Here is a 20,442-nt window from a genome sequence, read left to right on the forward strand (position 1 = left end):
TGGTAGAGGGGTAACGGCCACGCGTAGGTTAGCGGCCTGCTCTGTCAGGAATGGCCGAGTTCTTCGGAGGCCGACTCGTCGACCGAACCCGCCTCCTCCTCCATCAGGTCATAACCCAGGTCGTCGAGGATCGGCGTGGCCTGCTCGACGGACGGCGGCAGGACGGCGGCCTCGGAGTGGGCGCCGCAGCCGTGGTCGGCGGCGACGACCTTGCCGTCGTCGGGGGCGTACTCATTGGCGCAGACCCCGAACGTCAGCCGCAAGCCACCCGCGAGCGGCCAGTAGAAGCCGCAGGTGGAACACTGCGCGGGAGCGGCGTGTGCGATCGGCGTGTGCGGCCCGTGCTCGCCCGAGTGCCAGCGCCTGGCCGCCCGGTCCTTGCCGATGGCCGAGAGCACACGGGCCCGGCCCAGGCCGTACTCGAAAACCGCCTGATGGTCGCTGTCGTCGTCGGTCTCGGTGAAGCCCGGCACGAGCCTGTCGTCGTCTTCGGGGGTCGGCAGCAGGTCGCCCACGCCGAGGTCGCCGGGGCGCAGGCGCTCGCTCCACGGCAGCCACTCGGGCGCGAGCAGCGCCCCCGCGCCGGGCAGCAGGACGGCCTCGCTGACCGTGACCTTCTTGGCCCGCGAGGCACGCGTGACGGTGACGGCCCAGCGCCAGCCGCGGTATGCCCGGTCGAGGCAGGCGAAGTAGTGGGTGACGATCCGGTCGCCCTCGCCCTCGAACCCGAGGTGCTCACCGGGCTCGCCCGGCCGCGCGAGCTCCTCGGCCGCGCTGCGCGCCAGATCGACCGCGGCGACACAGGCCTGGTCGGGAGCGGAGACGCGGGCCCTGGTGCGGCTCATCGGGGGCCCTCCGCCGAAAGGTGCTGTTCGCTCACACTTCATTCTCACCCATGGGCGGACCTGAGAGTCCCACAACGGGGGATCCCGCACCGAGATCGCGGACGAATCAGGTAAGACTGGTATGCGTGGAGGGAGGCTGGGGCCGGGCACGCGACATCTCGCGGCGGGTGGCACGCGGGGCCGCCGACGCGGGACGTGCGACCGTGCGCGCGGGCAGGGCCACGGCCGGCGGCACGGCCAGGGCGAGCAAGGCCACGGCAAAAGGTGCGCGAAAAGTCGGCAAAGCCACGCGCCGCCTCACGTACGCCAACGGCGCCGGCCGCACCGGGCTCGGCCGCCTGATCGAGCTGTCGGCGGGCAACAGCGCGAGCGACGCGCTGGTCACGGTGGCGCTGGCGAGCACGGTGTTCTTCGGCGTGCCGGTGGGCGAGGCCCGCGGCTCGGTGGCCCTCTACCTGGTCATCACGATGCTGCCGTTCGGGCTGCTCGCGCCGTTCGTGGGGCCGATCCTCGACCGGTTCAGGTCGGGGCGGCGCTACGTGATGGCGGGCACGCTGTTCGGGCGGGGGCTGCTCTGCTTCGCGATGGCGGCCGCGGTGGGCCCCGGCGACCTGCCCACGCTGTTCATCGGGGCGCTGGGCGTGCTGGTGCTGTCGAAGGCGTACAACGTGTCGCGGGCCGCGATCATGCCGAGCGTGCTGCCCGCGGACATCACGCTGGTGTCGGCGAACGCGCGGGTGGCGCTGTTCACGTTAGTCGCCGCGGGGGTCGCGGTGCCGGTCGGCGCCGGGCTGACCGCCTGGCTGGGCAGCGCGCTGGTGCTGCGGGTCGCGATGGTGGCCTTCCTGCTGCTGGGAGTCGTCGCCGTACGCCTGCCGCGCCACGTCGACTCGCCCGACCTGGAGGAGGAGGGGGCCCCGCCCCGCTGGCGCACCCTGCTCAAGGTGGGCCCCGCGGTGGCCGAGGCCGTCTGGGCCAACGTGGCGCTGCGCGTCTTCTCCGGGTTCCTGCTGTTCTTCCTGCTGTTCCTGGTGCAGGACAAGGCGGTGCCCTGGCTGGGGGCCGGGCCGTCGCAGGACCCGTTCTTCGACATCCCCAAGACGATCGCGCTGCTGGCGGCCGCGGCCGGGCTGGGAGGCCTGGCCGGCGCCGCCGTGGCCAACTGGACGCGTAATCACTCGCCCCAGCTGATCGTGCTGGTCACGCTGGGCGTGACCGTCGTGACCAGCATCGCCACCGCGATCTTCTTCGGCCTGTGGACCGCGCTGGCCATCTCGCTGGTCACGGCCTTCGCGCAGGAGCTGGGCAAGCTCGCGCTCGACGCGATCGTGCAGCGGGAGATCGGCGAGGAGGTGCGCTCGTCCACGTTCGGCGTGGTCGAGGCCATGCTCCAGCTCGCCTGGGTGTTCGGCGGCCTGGTCGGGCTGGTGCTGTCGCTGTCGGAGAGCAGCGTGGCCGGGCTGGTCACGCTGGCCGTCGCGCTGACGGCCACGCTCGGCTGGCTGCTGATCGCCAGGCGGCGGCGCGTACGCGCGACCGACGACAAGCTGCGCAGGCAGCGGGCCGAGGCGGGCGGTCACGACCTCCAGCTGACCGACACGCTCGACCCGACCAAGCCGCTCACCAACCCGAACAGCTGAACGCCGGAGGTCTCAGGCGTCGAGATCGTCGGCGACGGCCCTGAGCACCTGCGCGATCTTCTTGGCGTGGGCCGCCTCCGGGTGCTTGCCCCGCTGGTAGGAGGTCGAGACGTCGTCGAGCAGCTTGATCAGGTCCTCGACGATGACGACCATCTCGTCCGGCTTCTTCCGCTTGGCCTTGGGCTTGGGCTTGGCCAGCGTCGGCGGCTGCTCGAGGATCCGCACCGAGAGCGCCTGCTGGCCGCGGCGCCCCTCGGCCACGCCGAACTCGACCTTCTGGCCGGGCTTGAGCGGGGCCGCACCTGTGGGCAGCGCGGATGAATGCACGAAGACCTCACCGCCGTCGTCGCGGGTGAGGAAGCCGAACCCCTTGTCGGCGTCATACCACTTGACCTTGCCACTCGGCACAGGAGGACCTCGTTCAAACAGTCGAAAAGATGGATGGAAGTAGGTTATGCCCCGGAGCGCGCCAGGGCGACCGGGTAAATCCCGGGCAATTACCGGAGTTCATCATGCTTGCGCCAACCTGCGAACCAGGTGGCGAATTCGGTCAGGTTGGCCAGCGCCACATCCGCTCCGTGTTCACGCAGCTCTCCTGCCGTGTAAGGGCCGGTCGCGACCGCCACGCTGACGGCGCCGCCCGCGCGCGCCGCCTCGATGTCCGCGACATGGTCACCAACATAAGCCGCCGCGCCGAACCGCGCGAGTGCCGATCCCTTCGCGGCACCGAAAACGGAACCGACCACTTCGTCCACCGCGAGGCCGAGCACCTTGACCGTGCCGATGGCGTCACGCAGGTTCTTGCCGGTCACCACGATCACCCGGCCGCCGCCTGCGCGTACGGCCTCGATGGCCTCGTACGCGCCCGCCATGGCCGTGTGCACCGGCACCCCTATTTGCGGATATATCTCCCTATAAAGGTCGGCGGCCGCGGCGACCTCCTCGGCGGGCAGCCAGTTGGCCAGCTCCACCTCCAGCGGCGGCCCCAGCCGGGTCACCACCGCCGCCGAGTCAATGGCCACCCCCAAACGCACGGACAGCTCGTCGTAAACGGCCGCGATGCCCACTCGCGTGTCCGCCAATGTCATGTCAAGGTCGAATCCCACGGAAGTCGTCACATGTGCAGGATGCCAAACGCCGTCCTACGCCTCGTAACGGCCTCTTGTTGTGGGAGCGTGGGAATGGGAAGAAAGGAATTACTTATCGGAGAGGAGCGGCCGTGACCAACGCCCCCCAACCGCCGCACGCCGGAGACCGGCTCGTCGCCTCCTCCGCCCCGCCGCGCCCGCACAGACCCGCCCGGCCCGGCGGCCCGCCCGTGACGGTCTGGAGCCGGGCCGTGTCGGCCCTGGCCTATCTGGTCAGGCTCGCCTCGCGGCTGGCGGCGCTGGTCGTGATCCTGTACGCGGTCTTCACGGTGTTCAAGGCCAACCCCGCCAACGTCTGGTACCAGTTCGTCGAGTCGTTCGCCGCCTGGCTGTCCCTTGGCCTGGCCAACCTGTTCCAGCTCGCCGACCCGCGCTGGACCGCGCTGGTCAACTACGCCCTGGCCGCGATCGTCTGGCTGATCGCCGGCTCGGCGCTGGCGGGCCTGATCCGGCGCGCCGCTCCGTAGGTGCGGCCCCCGCTACGTACTGCGACTACTCTCAAGGCGGAGGTAACAGGATAGATATGACCAGATCGACCCGTGCGCGGATCATCGATGAGGCCCTGCGGCTGTTCGCGGAGCGGGGCTACTCCGCCACCTCCGTGGCGGAGATCGAGGCCGCGTCAGGGCTCTCGCCCGGCGCCGGCGGGCTCTACCGGCACTTCAAGTCCAAGTACGAAGTGCTCGCCGCGGCGATCAACGAGCACGCCACCCGCACCAGGAGCCAGGTGGCGGAGAGCCTGGCCGAGCTGAGCAGCATGGAGGCGTCGGCGGCGCTGGAGGATCGCCTGTCCCACCTGTGCCGCGCCGGGCTGGCCAAGGTCCGCGAGGAGTCCGAGCTGACGCGGGTGTTCTTCCGCGACCTGAGCCAGTTCCCCGAGCTGGTCGCCGTGGTCAGGGAAGGGCTGCTGCAGCCCATGTTCGACGCGATCGTCACGTGGTTCAGGGCACAGCCCGAGTACACGGACGTCGAGGTCGACTGGGCCGGCATCTCCGTGGTGCTGGGCGGCTCCGTGGTGCACTACCGGCTGTTCCAGGAGACGGTGGGCGAGCTGCCGGGCTACGCGGACAAGGACGAGTTCGTCGCCGCGTGGGTGCGCCTGGCGGTCGGCCTGCTGCCCAGCCCCGCGCCGGTCAGCTGACGTCGAGCAGCCGGTAGGCCAGCCAGATCACGCCCAGCCCCGTCCCGATCATGAACATGGTGCCGCTGACGCTGTAGAACTGCGCGAAGAACGCCTGTAACCCCGGCTCGCTCCCCACCCGCAGACCCCCGACGAGCACGCCGCCCGCCGAGTAGCCGAGCAGCGGCGCCCCGATCCCGAGCAGTTTGTCGCGCAGGCTCCAGCTCTCGCTGAACAGCACGAGCACCGCCCCGGCCGCCCACACCAGCACGGGGATCTCGAAGATCGCCAGCGGCGGCAGGTCGAACGGCAGCAGCAGCGCGGCCACCACGAGGACGACCATCGCGGCGGCGTCGCGCGGGTGCTCCTTGACCAGGGTCCTGGCGTCCCTGCCGCCGGTCGCCATGGGGTTCGCGCTGGACATGGCCATCCTGCGCAGCCCGGCGAACGGCAGGCCCCGGCCCGTGCCGAGGCTCTCCGTGGCGATCCTCCGGTACGTCCGCACGCCCGGGGGCGCGTCGGCGTCGTCCACGATCGTGGGGAAGCGCCGCGTGGAGCCCTCGTCCCCGAACGGCCGCGTCACGCTTTGGGCCGTCTCGGCCCCGCTTTGGGCCCCGGACGGCTGCGCCGGCGGACCCGCCTCGGCGGCGCGCGCGGCGGGGACACCCGCCTCGGCTCGCATGGTGGGGACGCCCGCCTCGGCGAGCCGGCGCGCCTCGCGCTCCACCAGCGCCGCCGGGTCGCCGAACCTGGCCAGCACCTTCGACACCTCGCGCGCGTTCTGGCTGCCGCGCCGCTCCACCTCGATCCTGGCGCGCAGCCGCTTGGCGAAGTCGAGGCGCTGGTCGGCCCTGAGCACGCCGTGGGCGGCGTCGGCCGCCTTGGAGACGTAGTTCAGGACGAGCTGGTCCGCGCGCTCTATCACGTCAAGCAATGCTGCCCCAATCAGGTGGGACATACCATGGCAACGATGGAGTTCACGGAGTGGATCAGGGGGCGCACCGACGAACAGCTGCGGGCGCTCGTCTCCGCGCGGCCCGAGCTGATCACTCCGGTGCCCGCGCATCTGGAAGGCCTGGCGTCGCGGGCGGGCAGCCCGTCGGCGATCGCCAGGGTGCTCGACCGGCTCGACCGTTTCACGCTGGCCGTGGTCGAGACGCTGGCCGTGCGGGACGGGCCGATGCCCAAGGAGCGGCTGCGCGAGCTCGTGGCCGCGGCCCTGGCGGACGATGAGTCGGAGAGCGGGGCGCGCGCCGCCAAGAACGGGGCGCGCGCCACGGAGAGCGGGACGCGCGCCGCCAAGAACGGGGCGCGCGGCACGGGGAGTGGGGCGGGCGACGCCGAGCCTGCGCTGTCGGCCGCGCTGGACCGGCTGTTCGAGCTGGCGCTGGTCTTCGGGCCCGACGACGCGCTCGATCTGGGGCCCGGCGTGCGCAAGGTGCTGGAGGACCCGGCCGGGCTCGGGCCGAGGGCGGTCGACGCGTTCCGGCATCACGCGCCCGAGCAGCTAGACGAGATGGCCGACGAGGTCGCGCCGGGCACCGAGGGCTCGGGCAAGGAACGGCTGGCGGCCGTGCTGGCGCAGCCCGCGGCCTTGATCGAGTCCGTCTCGCCCGAGGCCAGGGGCGCGCTCGACCAGCTCGCCTGGGGGCCGCCGACCGGGCGCGTGCCCAACGCCAGGCGTGAGGTGAGCGTGGCCTCCGCCCGTTCGCCCATCGAGGAGCTGCTGGCCAGAGGGCTGCTGGCGGCCACCGGCGAGGAGAGCGTGACCCTGCCCCGCGAGGTGGGCCTCTACCTGCGGGGCGGCCGGGTGCACCGCGGCCTGCTGGCCCTCCCGCCGCCGCTCGAAGGGACGGCGCGCGACCGCAAGCTGGCCGACCGTACGGCGGCCGGGCAGGCGTTCGCGTTCGTCAGGTCGGTCGAGGAGCTGTGCGAGCGGTGGAGCGTCGAGCCGCCCGGCGTGCTGCGTACCGGCGGCCTGGGCGTGCGCGACCTGAAGCGCACGGCGAGCGAGCTGGACCTGCCCGAGTGGGTGGCGGCGCTGGTCGTCGAGGTGGCGCACGCGGCCGGGCTGATCGCGGCGGGCGGCGGCGTGGACGGCGAGTGGCTGCCGACCTCCGGCTACGACCTCTGGCGGGTCAGGGCGACCGCCGACCGGTGGGTCACCCTCGCGGCCACGTGGCTGCAGATGGACCGCGTGCCGGGGTTGGTCGGCGACCGGGATGAGCGTGACAGGCCGCTCAACGCCCTGCACACCGACCTGCGCCGCTCCTCCGCGCCCGGGGTCAGGGCGGCCACGCTGGGCGTGCTCGCCGCCGCGCCCGGCCTCGCGCCGGCGCGCGACTCGGTGCTCGAACGGCTGGCGTGGGAGCAGCCGCGCCGCCGGGGGCCGCTGCGCGAGCAGCTCACCGAGTTCGCGCTGCGGGAGGCCGAGCAGGTCGGCGTGACGGGGCTGGGCGCGCTGTCGGCGCACGGGCGGGCGCTGCTCGAAGGCGGCGAGCCCGCCGAGGTGCTCGCGCCGCTGCTGCCCGAGCCCGTCGACCACGTGCTGCTCCAGGCCGACCTCACCGCGGTCGCGCCGGGGCCGCTGACGAGCGAGCTCAACCGCTGGATGACGCTCACCGCCGACGTGGAGTCGAAGGGCGGGGCCACGGTCTACCGGTTCAGCGAGGGCTCGATCCGGCGGGCGCTCGACGCGGGGCACGGGGGCGAGGAGCTGGTGTCGATGCTGTCCCGCCACTCGGCCACGCCGGTGCCGCAGGCGCTGTCGTACCTGGTGACCGACGTGGCCAGGCGCCACGGGCGCATCCGGGTGGGCACCGCCAGCGCGTACATCCGGTGCGACGACCCGGCGCTGCTCGACCAGATCACCGCCGACCGGCGCTCCGCCGCGCTGCGGCTGCGCAGGCTGGCCCCCACCGTGATCGCCTCCCGCTCGTCCAGGGCGGCGCTGGTCGACTCGCTGCGTGCCATGGGGTACGCGCCCGTCGCCGAGTCGATCGACGGCGACGTGATCATCTCGCAGCTCGACAGCCGCCGTACCGAGGGGCTGGCCCCGGCCCGCGCCGTGGCGTCGCCCAACGGGCTGGACCCGGAGGTGGCGGTGGCGGCCGTACGCGCGCTGCGGGCCGGTGACGCGGCGCACCTGGCGCGGCGCGAGCCCGTCGACGCCCCGGGCGGGCAGGTGCCGCGCGGGCCCGCGACGGCCACGATCTCGGCCCTGCAGGAGGCGATCAAGCAGGGGGTGCGCGTGTGGATCGGGTACCTCGACTCGCAGGGGAACGCGACCTCGCGCATCCTGGAGCCGGCTCGGATGGAGGGCGGCTACCTGACCGCCTACGACGAGACCCGCGCCGCCGTCCACCGCTTCGCCCTCCACCGCATCACCGGCGTCGCCGGCCTCTGACCCCGGCCTCCGCCGCGCCAAGGTCCCGGTGCGCGAGGTCCCAGGGCACTGACCTCGCGATGCGCAGATCCCGGTGCGGAGTGCCGGCGCGCGGAGTGCTGGCGTGCGGGGGCTCGCCGGGGTCCCGCGGCCCCGGCGAGCGTCATCGGGTGGGGGTCAGGCGTCCGTGGCGAGGGGCGCGGGCAGCGCCGTGAGCATCCGGGCGCCGGCGTCGTGGCGCTGGCCCGCGTGCTCGGCCAGCAGTGCCAACGCCCGTCCCGCCACCCCCGCCGAGGGCCCGCCGCCGGATTCCAGCCACCGCAACAGCCGCGCCGCGTCGGCCGGATACCGTACGGACAGCCCGCCGCCCAGCGCCACGGCCGCCGCCGCGCCGCGCGGGTCCAGGGGATCGGCCGTCCAGGCCAGCGCGATCCTGAGCGCCTCGGTGGCGAGCGTGTCGTCGGCGCACATGTACGACAGCGCGTCCCCCGCCGCCAGCCGCTCCGCGTTCCCGCCCCGCGCCCACACGTCCAGGAACTCCAGCTGCGCGTCCTTCGGCGAGTACGCCGCCAGCAACGCCACCCCCTCGGCGGCCCGCGTCCGGACCTCGGCCCCCTCCCAGGCCAGCGACCGCACCCATTCGCGCAGCGGCTGCCAGAGCCAGAACCCGTACCGTCCGGCCAGCTCCGCGAGCACCTGCCCGCGGTGCCGCGGCACCCGGAAAGCGACGCGGCCCTCCTCACGGACGACCAGCGGATGGGACACGCGGGGCACGCGCCGCTCCTGCGCCTGGCAGATCCGCTCAAGCCTGGCGAACTGCCGCTCGAACACCGGCCCGCCCACCCCGTGCAGGAACGCGAGCGCGGCCACCTCCCGCACCTCGTGCAGCAGCGGCTTGGTGTCGAACCAGGCCGCCACGTCCTCCCCCGAGGGCTCCTCGTCCCCCACCAGCCGTCCGGCCAGGCGCACGACCTCGGCCGGCGTCGGCAGGGTCAGCGCCAGGTCCCTGGCCCGGGTGAGCTCCTCGGGGCTGTGGCCCGCGCGCACGCCGTACGCCCTGAGGCACAGGTCGAACAGCTCCCCCGGCTCCGGCGCGCTCCACGGCTGCTCCACCTCGGCCGCCTGGGAGGGGGCGCCGTTCCTGGTGATGACCAGGTACGAGCCCAGCTCGGCCAGCTTGCGCGCCAGGTTGAGCAGCTCGATCCTGTCGGTGCTCTCGGCGATCCAGTCGTGCAGCAGGTACGCCCGCCCCGGCTCGTAATCGGTCCCGGACAGCAGGTCGGCGGCGCCGCCGGCGGGCGACAGCACGGTGATCGTGCTCTCGGCCAGGGACATCCGGGAGAGCAGGGCGATGGCTCCCAGCCGCTTGCCCGTCTCCTCCTCGCCCACGAGGACGAGCAGGTGGCGGACGGTGAGCCGGCGCACGGCCTCGGCGAAGCAGCCGGGCTCCAGGTAGGAGCGCAGGAGCGCGTCGGCGTCCCGTCTCTTCAGGTCCCTGGTGACCGGCCCGGCGAACGGCCGCAGGTGCTCGTACACCGTTAAGAAGCTCTGGCCGAGCGTTATGTCATCGAGGTCGATCTCGCCTGATTCAGGCGTTTCGGTCACGAATTCACCTCAGGGTTGACTGGAAAGTTTTCTACAGAAAATAACTACGCCTAACAAGTTTCTTCTTTTACTACGAAGAGCTTGCGGAGCGTCACCAAAGCCACCCTGACCTGGTCTTTCGCGTGACGTTCGCGTTCGGGGCCGCTTGACGCGGACATGTCGATCATGACTTCCCTTGGCTCGGCAGGCCCCATGGCCCCTAGATCTTCCACCATTACACGATCTAGGCCAACAAGAAAACTCGAACGACCATATAGGGAGATATGTTGTCATTTACCGGTCAACCGGGCCCTGTCCACCGGGACTGGTCAAGGGTTGACGGCGTGACCACGATCGCATCAGGTTGGGCATGTGACCGAGCAAACGCTGGGCCAGTTGGCCGAGGAGTCCTGGGGCCGCTTCGACGATCACGACGCGACGTTCTATCAAGGCGTCTGGCACCGCAGCCACGCGCTCGCCGAGCGGGCGCGCCGGATGTGCGGCGGGTTCGCGGAGGGCGGGATCGGGCCCGGCGACCGGGTGGTCGTGATGATGGCGAACTCGCCCGAGGTGCCGCTGATCTACCAGGCGCTGTGGGCCGCGGGCGCGGTGGTCACTCCGGTGGTGTCCCTGGTGGGCGCCGACGAGCTGCGGCACATCCTGCTCGACAGCGGCGCGTCCGCGATCGTCACCTCGCCCGAGCTGGCGGAGACCGTACGGGCCACCACCCTCGATATCCCGATTTTTGTGGACACGGCCGACCTAGAGCGGGCACCCGAACGCGGCCCGGTGACCAGGGACCCCGGCGATCTGGCGGCGCTGATGTACACCGGCGGCACCACCGGCCGGGCCAAGGGCGTCATGCTGAGCCACGGGGGCCTCTGGCGGGTGGCCAAGGACGTCTGGGAGATGTCCCACCAAGAAGGGAAAAATCGTGCTCTGGTGCCCGTGCCGCTCTCGCACGCGTACGGGCTGATCATCTCGGTCGCCTCGATGCACGCGACCGAGCCGCAGCAGGCGGTGCTGATGCGCCGGTTCGAGCCGAAGGCGTTCCTCGCGCTGGCCGCCGAGCAGCGCGTCCAGTACGGCACCGTCGTACCGTCCATGATCCAGCTGCTCCTCGCCGAGCCGCTGGAGTCGCACCCGCTGCCCGACCTGTCCTTCCTCACCTGCGGCGCGGCGCCGCTCGGCAGGGACGCGCTGGAGGAGTTCGAGCGCAGGATGCCGGGCGTGCAGATCCTCGAGGGGTACGGCCTGACCGAGACGAGCGCGGTCACCACGTTCAACCCGCCGGGCAGGCGCAAGGTCGGCAGCGTCGGCCTCCCGCTGCCCGGCTACACGATCACCATCCGCGACGGCGAGGGCGAGGAGCTGGAGACCGGGGACGTCGGCGAGATCTGCGTCTCGGGCGAGGCGCTGATGCTCGGCTACTGGGGCGAGCACGAGCCCGACCCCGAGGGCACCGCGCTGGTCGGAGGGGAGCTGCGCACCGGCGACATCGGCTGCGTGGACGACGACGGCTACCTCCACGTCGTGGACAGGAAGAAGGACCTGATCATCCGAGGCGGCTTCAACGTGTTCCCCCGCGACGTCGAGGACGCGCTCAACCGCCACCCCGACGTGGTGGTCTCGGGCGTCGTGGGCCGCCCGGAGCCCCGGATCGGCGAGGAGGTCGTGGCGTTCGTCCAGCTCAGGCAGGACGCGACGGTGACGGCCGAGGAGCTGATCGAGTGGGCCCGCGAGCGCGTGGGGCGGGTGAAGTACCCGCGCGAGGTGCGGTTCGTGGACTCGGTGCCGGTGACGAGCGTGCTCAAGCTCGACCGCAAGGCGCTGCGGGCCCGCCTCGGCTGACCGCCCTGAGCAGGCGATCCATGGCGGGATCTCACAGCGCGGTCAAGCGCGCCTCCTTTCCGTGATAAGTGTTGACGTGTCTGGAGGTGAAGATTGAGTCAGGAAGACCCCTCGGGCTACCCGTACCAGCCTTTTGGCGCCCCCTACGGCGAGCAGCCACCGCCGCAGCACGGCTACGGTTACGGCTATCCCCCGCCGCGGCGTGACGACGGGCCCAGCGCCGGCACGATCGTCTCCCTCGTGCTCAACCTCTTCGCGCTCGTCTCGTGCTGCAACCTCCTGGGCCTGCCCGGCGCGATCCTGGCCGGCCTGGCGCTCGGCAAGGCCCGCACGCAGCCGCGGACCGCCCGCACGTTGGTGATCTGGAGCTGGATCATGTTCGGGCTCGGCTTCGTGCTCACCGCCGGCACCTTCCTTTTCCTGGGCCTGGCCGGCTATCTCGACGACTGACCTCCACGGCTCTTGGCCCGTCCGAGGACTAATCCGGGCGCGCGGGTTGTTGGAGTCTCGGAGCGGGAGAGCCAGGATTGGGAGACGATGGTCCTGTTGCGCGAGGCCCCGTACGGAACCCCACGGAGAAAAGCCAGTGAGCGATGGACCGCTGATCGTCCAGTCGGACAAGACACTGCTGCTCGAGGTCGACCACGAACGAGCCGGCGACTGCCGTAAGGCGATCGCGCCGTTCGCCGAGCTCGAGCGAGCTCCCGAACACGTGCACACCTACCGCGTCACGCCCCTGGCCCTGTGGAACGCCCGTGCCGCCGGACACGACGCCGAGCAGGTCATCGACGCGCTGATCGGTTTCAGCCGCTACCCCGTGCCGCACGCCCTGCTCGTGGACATCGCCGAGACCATGGCCAGGTACGGCCGGCTGCGGCTGGAGAAGGACCCGGTCAACGGCCTGGTCCTGACCTCCACCGACCGGGCGGTGCTGGAGGAGGTGCTGCGCTCCAAGAAGATCCAGCCGATGCTGGGCGAGCGGCTCGGCGCCGACTCCGTCATCGTCCACCCGAGCGACCGCGGCAACGTCAAGCAGGCCCTGCTCAAGCTGGGCTGGCCGGCGGAAGACCTGGCCGGCTACGTGGACGGCGAGCACCACCCGATCAAGCTGCTGCAGGAGGGCTGGGCGCTGCGGACGTACCAGCAGGAGGCGGCGGACGCGTTCTGGCACGGGGGCTCCGGTGTCGTCGTGCTGCCCTGTGGCGCGGGCAAGACCATCGTCGGCGCGGCGGCCATGGCCCACGCGCAGGCCACCACGCTCATCCTCGTGACGAACACGGTCTCGGCCCACCAGTGGAAGACCGAGCTGATCAAGCGCACGTCGCTGACCGAGGACGAGATCGGCGAATACTCCGGCTCGAAGAAGGAGATCCGGCCGGTCACCATCGCCACGTACCAGGTGATGACCACCCGGCGGAAGGGGGTCTACTCGCACCTGGAGCTGTTCGACGCCCGCGACTGGGGCCTGATCGTCTACGACGAGGTGCACCTGCTGCCCGCGCCGATCTTCCGGATGACCGCCGACCTGCAGGCCCGCAGGCGCGTGGGGCTGACCGCGACGCTGGTGCGCGAGGACGGGCGCGAGGGCGACGTGTTCTCGCTGATCGGTCCCAAGCGGTACGACGCGCCCTGGAAGGAGATGGAGAACCAGGGCTGGATCGCGCCCGCCGACTGCGTGGAGGTACGCGTCACGCTGACGGACGAGGAGCGGCTGGCGTACGCGATGGCCGAGTCCGAGGAGCGCTACCGCTTCTGCGCCACCACGCCGTCCAAGACCCACGTCACCGAGGCGCTGGTCCGCCGCCACCTGGGCGAGCAGGTGCTGGTCATCGGCCAGTACATCGACCAGCTCGACGAGCTCGGCGAGCACCTCAACGCGCCGGTCATCAAGGGCGAGACCCGGGTCAAGGAGCGGGAGCGGCTCTACCAGGCCTTCCGCGACAAGGAGATCCAGGTGCTGGTGGTGTCGAAGGTGGCGAACTTCTCCATCGACCTGCCGGAGGCCGCCATCGCGATCCAGGTGTCGGGCACGTTCGGCTCCCGCCAGGAGGAGGCCCAGCGGCTCGGCCGGGTGCTGCGGCCCAAGGCCGACGGCGGGGGCGCCCGGTTCTACACGGTGGTCAGCAGGGACACGGTGGACCAGGAGTTCGCCGCGCACCGGCAGCGGTTCCTGGCCGAGCAGGGGTACGCGTACCAGATCATCGACGCCGACGACGTGCACGGCGGGGTGTGACGGTCATCCATCGGGGCTGACAGCGTGATGCCCGGCCGCTCATCGTGAGCGGCCAGGCATGTTCAGCGTGGTGTCACGTCCACGAGACTCCGCGGGCCGAAGACAATCGAACCACCCCCCTCACCTGCGTACTATCACGCCGCCTGCGACATACCCCCATGATCCGACAAACGCACCTGATATGCCCGAATTTTTCGGTATTTCCCGGTTGTTACCGATGGGAAGCTTCGGGCCGGCCGGGGCGCCCTACCGCGCCATCAGGCCGCCGAGGAACAGCACGCCCTCCGCGACCACCCAGGCGCCCACTCCCGCGCCCATGACCCGTCCGAACGTGCGCGGGTCCTGCCTGGACCACGGGATGAGCCAGGCGGCCGCCGTGCAGCCGGCGGCGAGCGCGGCGAACAGCCCCGACACCGTGGAGACCGTACCAAGACGCTGCGAGCAGGTCGAAGCGGACTCGCCGCCTTGGCAGAACGCCTCCAGCCCCCAGCCCGCGAAGACGGACAACGCCCAGAGGGCGGCGAGCAGGAAGCTCGCGATCGTGGGAATGATCGGCGAAAAACGCAGCTGAATCCGCGCCATCACCGTTCTCTACCCGTCCCCGGAGACCGCTACTCGCCGCCGTCGCCGCCCAACGATCATCACCCCACCACCGTGCTTAAGGGTCAGGCGAGCAGACGCGACGATCAACGCCCCGCCCCTCTCCCCCTGACCGCTCGCCCGACCCGCCGCCGTGCCGCCCCCGGAGAACCGCGCCAAGGAGCGCCAGGCGACCAGAGGCGACGATCGGTGCCCCGCCCCTCTCGCCTCCCGATGAGCGCTCGCCCGATCCGCCGCGGTGCCGGTCCCTGGAAACCGCGCCGAGGACGGCGGGGTGGGCGTCGCGGCTGAGCGTGGCGGCGCGTGGCGGCGCGTGGCGGCCAGGGGGTAAATGCTTTGGGGGCCGCCCGACCTAGCCACTAGACTGGCCGATTCGCTGCCTTGACCACCATCGTTCCCGACCCAGGGAGGCGCTTTCGCATGCCCGGACATCAATTGGCCCCCGACATACCCTCCGACGTGCTGGCCTCCGAGCAGGCTCACCTGGCCGAGTCCAGGGCCGCGCTCAAGGCGATGCGCGCCCACGCCCAGTCGCTGTCCGCGGACGCGGCGGGTGACTGGGTGTCGCAGCAGATCCTCCAGTCCCTCCTCGACCAGCGCGTGGCCGCGCTGGCCGACCACCCCGACACCCCGCTGTTCTTCGGCCGTCTCGACCGGCAGGCGGGCGACGACCTCCCCGGCACCATCTACGTCGGCCGCCGCCACGTGCACGACGGCGGCAGCAAGCCCCTGGTCATCGACTGGCGCGCGCCGGTGTCCCAAGCGTTCTACCAGGCCAGCCCCAGCGACCCCATGGGAGTCGTACGGAGGCGCCGCTTCGGATACCACGGCGGCGCGCTGACCGCGTTCGAGGACGAGCCGCTGGGCGAGGGCGGCGAGATCGGCCCGTCGCAGATCCTCACCGACGAGATCGAGCGCCCGCGCACCGGCCCGATGCGTGACATCGTCGCCACCATCCAGCCCGACCAGGACGAGATCGTGCGATCCACCCTGGCCCAGACGGTGTGCGTCCAGGGCGCCCCCGGCACCGGGAAGACCGCCGTGGGCCTGCACCGGGCCGCCTATCTCCTCTACACCCACCGCGAACGGCTCGCCAGGGCGGGCGTGATGATCGTCGGCCCGAACCGCGCCTTCCTGTCGTACATCTCCTCGGTGCTCCCCGCGCTCGGCGAGGTCAAGGTCGATCAGACCACGGTGGCCGGGCTGCTCGGCGAGCACGCCGCCGAAGAGGACCCGATGGTGTCCGCGGTGAAGGGCGACGCCAGGATGGCGGCGGTGCTCGAACGCGCGCTCTGGCTGCACATCGTCAAGCCCGAGGACGGCGTGGTGTTCACCAAGGGCGCCTACCGCTACCGGGTGGCGGACTACGAGGTACGCGAGATCGTGGCCTCCCTGCGCGGCACCACGCGCTACAACCCTGGCCGGGCTGCGCTCGCGCAGCGGCTGGCCCACATGGTGCTGGTACGGATGGAGCAGCGCGGCGAATCGCCCGACGACCGGGTGCAGGACGCCGTGGCCAGGTCGAAACCGGTGAAACAGCTCGTTGATGCGGTCTGGCCCAAACTAACGCCGGAGCAGGTCCTTTACCGCCTCCTCTCCGACCCAGAATTCCTAGCAAAGGCCGCTAAATCCGATTTGTCGCCCGATGAGCAAGAAATGCTTATCTGGCGGAAACCGTACCGGAGCTGGAAGTCCGCGAAATGGTCCGCCGCGGACGCCGCGCTCCTGGACGAGCTCCGCGACCTCATGGAGCGCACCCCCTCCCTGGGCCACCTCGTGGTGGACGAGGCCCAGGACCTCTCCGAGATGCAGCTGAGAGCGCTCGGCCGCCGCTGCCGCAACGGCTCGGCCACCGTCCTGGGCGACCTGGCCCAGGGCACCACCCCGTGGTCGACCAGCTCGTGGGAGTCGGTGCTCCAGCACCTGGGCCAGCGCGAAGGCGAGGTGACGGAGCTGACGCTCGGCTTCCGCGTGCCGCGGGAGGTCCTCGACTACGCCGCCCGGCTGCTGCCCTCCATCGCCCCCGAGCTGGCCGCGCCGCGGTCGCTGCGCCCCGGCCTCGGCTCGCTCGCGGTACGCCCCGGCGGCTCGATCGCGCAGGCCGCCGCGGAGGTCCTCACCAGGGAGGGCTCCATCGGCGTCATCGCCCCGGACGCCCTGGTCGCCGACGTCTCCCGCGCACTGGCCGACCTCCCCCACGCCGTGCTCGGCCCCGACTCGGACGAGGAGCACCGCCTCCTGATCGTGCCCGCGACCCTGGCCAAGGGTCTGGAGTACGACCACGTCATCGTCGTGGAGCCCGCGGACATCGTCGCGGCCGAACCCAGGGGCCTGGCCAGGCTGTACGTGGTGCTGACCCGTGCGGTGACGTCCCTGACGGTCCTGCACGACAAGCCGCTGCCGGCCGAGCTGACGACCTGAACGGCGGGACCCGGCGGCTGATCGTCGGCGGGCACGGCCGCTTCTAGGATGGCTGGGCAAGGAGCTCTCAACCTAGGAGGATGCCGTGCCAGCACCGCTTCCACATGAACACCTGCCGTCGGTTCCCGCGCTCGTGGTCGAGAGCGACGACATCCAGGACGGCGAGCGGCTGAACGACCTCCACGTCTTCAACGACTGGGGCATGAAGGGCGGCAACCAGTCGCCTCGCCTCCGCTGGTCCGGCGCGCCCGCCGAGACCCGCAGCTACGCCGTCACCTGCTACGACCCCGACGCCCCCACGGGCAGCGGCTTCTGGCACTGGGTGCTGTTCGACCTCCCGGCCTCGGTGACGGAGCTGCCGGCGGGCGCGGGCACCGGCCCGGAGTTCAAGGGCCTGCCCGCGCAGGCGGTCCACGCCCGCAACGACTACGGCACCAAGGAGTACGGCGGCGCGGCCCCGCCCCCCGGCGCCCCGCACCGCTACGTCTTCACGGTGCACGCCCTGGGGGTCGACAAGCTGGGCGTGGACAGCGACGCCAGCCCGGCGGTGGTGGGCTTCAACATCACCGCCAACACCCTGGCCCGCGGCCACATCGTCCCGACCTACAGCACCTGACCGCGCCCACGGCCGCGCCGCCCTCCGCAGGGCGGTGCGGCCGGCCGGAAAAAGGGACACACCCCCGCCCGTTGCGGCGGCCCGGAAAGCGGGACGCAGGTCCGTCGCGGCAGGCCGAAGGCGGAGAAGCCCGCCCGTTGCGGCGGCCCGGAAAAGGGGGACGCCCCGCCGCGAAGGGCAGGGCGTCCGAGAGACCGAGAGCTCGGCAGGCGTCAGCTGAGCATCGCGCAGGTGGCCCCGAGCGTCGGCAGCAGCTCCTCGACGAGCGGGATCCCCATCTGGGCGTCGCCGCTCAGCGTCCCCGTGGTCATGCAGAGCGGCGCCCGCACCGCGCCCAGGAGCTGGTAGGGAATCACCCCGCCGACGACCGGCACGTTGGACGCGTGGGCAGGGACGGCGAAGGCGGCCGCGGCGGCCGCGCTCAGAATGGCGATGCCGAAAATACGCTTGCTGCGGGAAAGCATCCTCTACTCCTTCGTTGAGGTGTGTGATCACCACCTTTCCTCACTCGGAGTAGCGGATCAATTGTGAAACGTAATGGCTGATAAACGAAAACAAGAGCGGCCCGGAAAACCGGGCCGCTCTTGTTATGAACGGCGAAGAAAGGACCTAGAAGTCCATGTCGCCGCCGCCCGGCATGGCCGGAGCAGCAGCGTTCTTCTCGGGCTTCTCGGCGATGACGGCCTCGGTCGTCAGGAAGAGCGCCGCGATGGAGGCGGCGTTCTGCAGCGCCGAGCGCGTCACCTTGGCCGGGTCGAGGATGCCCGCCTCGAACATGTTGACGTACTCGCCGGAAGCGGCGTTCAGGCCCTCACCAGGGGTGAGGTTGCGAACGCGCTCCACCACGACGCCGCCCTCGAGGCCGGCGTTGACCGCGATCTGCTTCAGCGGCTCCTCCAGAGCCTTGCGCACGATCGCCGCACCCGTGGCCTCGTCGCCCGACAGCTCCAGCTTGTCGAACGCCTTGGCGCCGGCCTGCAGCAGCGCCACGCCACCGCCGGGCACGATGCCCTCCTCGACGGCCGCCTTGGCGTTGCGCACGGCGTCCTCGATGCGGTGCTTGCGCTCCTTCAGCTCGACCTCGGTCGCCGCGCCGGCCTTGATGACCGCCACGCCGCCGGCCAGCTTGGCCAGCCGCTCCTGGAGCTTCTCACGGTCGTAGTCGGAGTCGGTGCGCTCGATCTCGGCGCGGATCTCGTTGACCCGGCCGGAGATCTGCTCGGCGTCACCGGCGCCGTCGACGATCGTCGTCTCGTCCTTGGTCACCACGACCTTGCGGGCGCGACCAAGCAGGTCGAGGGTGGCGTTCTCGAGCTTGAGACCGACCTCCTCGGCGATGACCTGGCCACCGGTCAGGATGGCGATGTCGTTGAGCATGGCCTTGCGGCGGTCGCCGAAGCCCGGGGCCTTGACGGCCACGGAGCGGAACAGGCCGCGGATCTTGTTGACGACCAGGGTCGCCAGGGCCTCGCCCTCGATGTCCTCGGCGATGATCAGCAGCGGCTTGCCCGACTGGACGACCTTGTCGAGCAGCGGCAGCAGGTCCTTGTTGGCGGAGACCTTGCTGTTGACGATCAGGATGTACGGGTCCTCGAGCACGGCCTCCATGCGGTCCGAGTCGGTGACGAAGTACATCGACGTCATGCCCTTGTCGAAGCGCATGCCCTCGGTGAGCTCGAGCTCGAGGCCGAAGGTGTTGCTCTCCTCGACGGTGATGACGCCTTCCTTGCCGACCTTGTCCATCGCCTCGGCGATGAGCGAGCCGATCTCGGGGTCGGCGGCGGAGATGGAGGCCGTGGAGGCGATCTGCTCCTTGGTCTCCACATCCTTGGCCAGCTTGGAGAGCTCCTCGCTGACGCGCTCGACGGCGGCCTCGATGCCCTTCTTCAGGGCCATCGGGTTGGCGCCGGCGGCGACGTTGCGCAGACCCTCGCGCACCAGCGCCTGGGCGAGCACGGTGGCGGTGGTGGTGCCGTCACCCGCGACGTCGTCGGTCTTCTTGGCGACTTCCTTGACCAGCTCGGCGCCGATCTTCTCCCACGGGTCCTCGAGCTCGATCTCCTTGGCGATGGAGACACCGTCGTTGGTGATCGTGGGAGCGCCCCACTTCTTCTCCAGCACGACGTTGCGGCCCTTGGGGCCCAAGGTCACCTTGACGGCGTCGGCGAGCTGGTTCATACCGCGCTCGAGACCGCGCCGGGCGTCCTCGTCAAACGCGATCATCTTGGCTGCCATAAGGCTAGACCTCCCAGATGCAGGGTGGCTTGTCGTGGACCGAGCCGACGCCCGCGACGGCATGGGTCAGCATCTCCTTCGGCAGACCCCATCGTCCCGATCCAAGTGCTGGCACTCTGCTGCACAGAGTGCCAACGACTGTTTAGCACTCTACCCTGCCGAGTGCAAGCGAGAAGCCTCCTACCGGGGCTTTCCTCCCCATATCAGCCTGTACGGCGGAGCCGTCCGTCCCGGCTGCAGGACCCCGCTACCTGCGACGAACCGCGTCCAGGCCACCGCAGATGGCGGGATCCGTACTCACGGCGAGCCGCCTCGCGCGGCTCGCCGTGACCGAGTCGACGAAAGAAAGGTGGTGGGTTCGCACGGACTGCGTTGCCGGGCGATCCCGCCGGTGCGTACCAGGGGGCGTATCTCAGACGGCGCGGACGGCTTCCGCCTGAGGTCCCTTCTGGCCCTGCGTGATCTCGAACTCGACGCGCTGACCTTGTTCGAGAGATCGGTACCCGTCCATCATGATCGCTGAGTAATGGACGAATACATCCTTACCACCGTCTACCGCGATGAAGCCGTAGCCCTTGTCCGCGTTGAACCACTTGACGGTGCCCTGCGCCACTTCCGACTCCTCTTACTGGGCTTTCAGATCTCGCCCATTCCTCCGCGAGACCCGTAATCGCCGGACTTAAGGGAAAATCAGCCAGACGATCGCCCTCGACCATACCTGTGGCACGGGGTTTGGCAACAGAGTCAATCCGCAAACAACGCAT

Annotated in this window: 18 protein-coding genes; 9 read left to right on the forward strand and 9 right to left on the reverse strand. The window is 71.0% G+C overall.

All coding sequences use genetic code 11. The features are described 5' to 3' along the window. Positions 1-44 precede the first annotated feature (44 nt). Complete coding sequence (locus H4W80_RS31125) at positions 45-845, reverse strand: DUF3027 domain-containing protein (RefSeq protein ID WP_192788340.1); 801 nt, start codon at positions 843-845, stop codon at positions 45-47. A 125-nt stretch (positions 846-970) separates the two neighbouring features. On the opposite strand from H4W80_RS31125, the gene H4W80_RS31130 reads away from it, so the two are divergent. Further along, positions 971-2,485 (forward strand): MFS transporter, encoded by a 1,515-nt coding sequence (locus H4W80_RS31130; RefSeq protein ID WP_225963764.1) that lies wholly within the window; start codon positions 971-973, stop codon positions 2,483-2,485. 12 nt (positions 2,486-2,497) lie between these two features. Here the strand turns inward: H4W80_RS31130 and H4W80_RS31135 are convergent, their stop codons facing one another. Together H4W80_RS31135 and H4W80_RS31140 are read right to left on the reverse strand one after the other, a co-directional pair. Continuing rightward, positions 2,498-2,893: a cold-shock protein gene (locus tag H4W80_RS31135; RefSeq protein WP_185068960.1), complete on the reverse strand. Its 396-nt coding sequence runs from the start codon at positions 2,891-2,893 to the stop codon at positions 2,498-2,500. 89 nt (positions 2,894-2,982) lie between these two features. Next, the gene (locus H4W80_RS31140) at positions 2,983-3,603 is read right to left on the reverse strand and encodes an HAD family hydrolase (protein WP_318787146.1); all 621 of its coding nucleotides are present in this window, start codon (positions 3,601-3,603) and stop codon (positions 2,983-2,985) included. A gap of 101 nt (positions 3,604-3,704) precedes the next feature. Between H4W80_RS31140 and H4W80_RS31145 the strand changes: the two genes are divergently transcribed. Further along, a complete protein-coding gene (locus tag H4W80_RS31145) occupies positions 3,705-4,100 on the forward strand; it encodes a hypothetical protein (protein WP_192788341.1) in 396 nt (131 codons plus the stop codon). A 56-nt stretch (positions 4,101-4,156) separates the two neighbouring features. Continuing rightward, positions 4,157-4,774: a TetR/AcrR family transcriptional regulator gene (locus H4W80_RS31150; protein ID WP_192788342.1), complete on the forward strand. Its 618-nt coding sequence runs from the start codon at positions 4,157-4,159 to the stop codon at positions 4,772-4,774. On the opposite strand, the gene H4W80_RS31155 is transcribed toward H4W80_RS31150, so the two are convergent. Further along, positions 4,767-5,678, reverse strand: coding sequence for a hypothetical protein (locus H4W80_RS31155; protein WP_192788343.1), 912 nt, complete (start codon positions 5,676-5,678; stop codon positions 4,767-4,769). The genes H4W80_RS31150 and H4W80_RS31155 overlap by 8 nt on opposite strands. 45 nt (positions 5,679-5,723) lie before the next feature. On the opposite strand from H4W80_RS31155, the gene H4W80_RS31160 reads away from it, so the two are divergent. Beyond that, positions 5,724-8,159 carry a helicase-associated domain-containing protein gene (locus H4W80_RS31160; protein WP_192788344.1) on the forward strand — a complete coding sequence of 812 codons (2,436 nt, stop codon included), beginning with the start codon at positions 5,724-5,726 and terminating at the stop codon, positions 8,157-8,159. Positions 8,160-8,315: 156 nt separating this feature from the next. On the opposite strand, the gene H4W80_RS62930 is transcribed toward H4W80_RS31160, so the two are convergent. Then, positions 8,316-9,743 carry a hypothetical protein gene (locus tag H4W80_RS62930; protein WP_192788345.1) on the reverse strand — a complete coding sequence of 476 codons (1,428 nt, stop codon included), beginning with the start codon at positions 9,741-9,743 and terminating at the stop codon, positions 8,316-8,318. A 351-nt stretch (positions 9,744-10,094) separates the two neighbouring features. Here H4W80_RS62930 and H4W80_RS31170 point away from each other — a divergent pair, with 351 nt between their 5' ends. The 3 genes from H4W80_RS31170 (at position 10,095) to H4W80_RS31180 (ending at position 13,806) form a co-directional block, all read left to right on the forward strand. Continuing rightward, positions 10,095-11,573, forward strand: a complete 1,479-nt coding sequence (locus tag H4W80_RS31170; protein WP_192788346.1) for an AMP-binding protein — start codon at positions 10,095-10,097, stop codon at positions 11,571-11,573. A 93-nt stretch (positions 11,574-11,666) separates the two neighbouring features. Continuing rightward, entirely contained in the window at positions 11,667-12,023 is a 357-nt protein-coding gene (locus H4W80_RS31175; protein WP_192788347.1) for a CD225/dispanin family protein, read from the forward strand. Between the two features lie 136 nt (positions 12,024-12,159). Next, positions 12,160-13,806, forward strand: coding sequence for a DNA repair helicase XPB (locus tag H4W80_RS31180; RefSeq protein ID WP_192788348.1), 1,647 nt, complete (start codon positions 12,160-12,162; stop codon positions 13,804-13,806). A gap of 246 nt (positions 13,807-14,052) precedes the next feature. Here the strand turns inward: H4W80_RS31180 and H4W80_RS31185 are convergent, their stop codons facing one another. Next, positions 14,053-14,388, reverse strand: coding sequence for a hypothetical protein (locus tag H4W80_RS31185; RefSeq protein WP_192788349.1), 336 nt, complete (start codon positions 14,386-14,388; stop codon positions 14,053-14,055). 438 nt (positions 14,389-14,826) lie between these two features. Here H4W80_RS31185 and H4W80_RS31190 point away from each other — a divergent pair, with 438 nt between their 5' ends. Then, positions 14,827-16,827 (forward strand): HelD family protein, encoded by a 2,001-nt coding sequence (locus H4W80_RS31190; protein ID WP_192788350.1) that lies wholly within the window; start codon positions 14,827-14,829, stop codon positions 16,825-16,827. A gap of 85 nt (positions 16,828-16,912) precedes the next feature. Beyond that, the gene (locus H4W80_RS31195) at positions 16,913-17,443 is read left to right on the forward strand and encodes a YbhB/YbcL family Raf kinase inhibitor-like protein (protein WP_192788351.1); all 531 of its coding nucleotides are present in this window, start codon (positions 16,913-16,915) and stop codon (positions 17,441-17,443) included. A gap of 212 nt (positions 17,444-17,655) precedes the next feature. On the opposite strand, the gene H4W80_RS31200 is transcribed toward H4W80_RS31195, so the two are convergent. From H4W80_RS31200 to H4W80_RS31210, 3 genes are all read right to left on the reverse strand, one after another. Next, positions 17,656-17,907 (reverse strand): hypothetical protein, encoded by a 252-nt coding sequence (locus tag H4W80_RS31200; protein ID WP_192788352.1) that lies wholly within the window; start codon positions 17,905-17,907, stop codon positions 17,656-17,658. Positions 17,908-18,052: 145 nt separating this feature from the next. Beyond that, positions 18,053-19,678 (reverse strand): chaperonin GroEL, encoded by a 1,626-nt coding sequence (gene groL / locus H4W80_RS31205; RefSeq protein ID WP_192788353.1) that lies wholly within the window; start codon positions 19,676-19,678, stop codon positions 18,053-18,055. Positions 19,679-20,090: 412 nt separating this feature from the next. Beyond that, on the reverse strand, positions 20,091-20,291 hold the full coding sequence (locus H4W80_RS31210) for a cold-shock protein (RefSeq protein ID WP_173525743.1): 201 nt from the start codon (positions 20,289-20,291) through the stop codon (positions 20,091-20,093). Positions 20,292-20,442 lie beyond the last annotated feature (151 nt).

The sequence above is a fragment of the Nonomuraea angiospora genome, from assembly GCF_014873145.1.
Taxonomy (GTDB): Bacteria; Actinomycetota; Actinomycetes; order Streptosporangiales; family Streptosporangiaceae; genus Nonomuraea; species Nonomuraea angiospora.

Excerpts from the sequence above, each read along its gene's own strand:
- H4W80_RS31125 (WP_192788340.1), bottom strand. The coding sequence starts at position 845 with ATGAGCCGCACCAGGGCCCGCGTCTCCGCTCCCGACCAGGCCTGTGTC.
- H4W80_RS31150 (WP_192788342.1), top strand. The coding sequence starts at position 4,157 with ATGACCAGATCGACCCGTGCGCGGATCATCGATGAGGCCCTGCGGCTG.
- H4W80_RS31160 (WP_192788344.1), top strand. The coding sequence starts at position 5,724 with ATGGAGTTCACGGAGTGGATCAGGGGGCGCACCGACGAACAGCTGCGG.
- H4W80_RS31185 (WP_192788349.1), bottom strand. The coding sequence starts at position 14,388 with ATGGCGCGGATTCAGCTGCGTTTTTCGCCGATCATTCCCACGATCGCG.
- H4W80_RS31190 (WP_192788350.1), top strand. The coding sequence starts at position 14,827 with ATGCCCGGACATCAATTGGCCCCCGACATACCCTCCGACGTGCTGGCC.
- H4W80_RS31200 (WP_192788352.1), bottom strand. The coding sequence starts at position 17,907 with ATGCTTTCCCGCAGCAAGCGTATTTTCGGCATCGCCATTCTGAGCGCG.
- groL (WP_192788353.1), bottom strand. The coding sequence starts at position 19,678 with ATGGCAGCCAAGATGATCGCGTTTGACGAGGACGCCCGGCGCGGTCTC.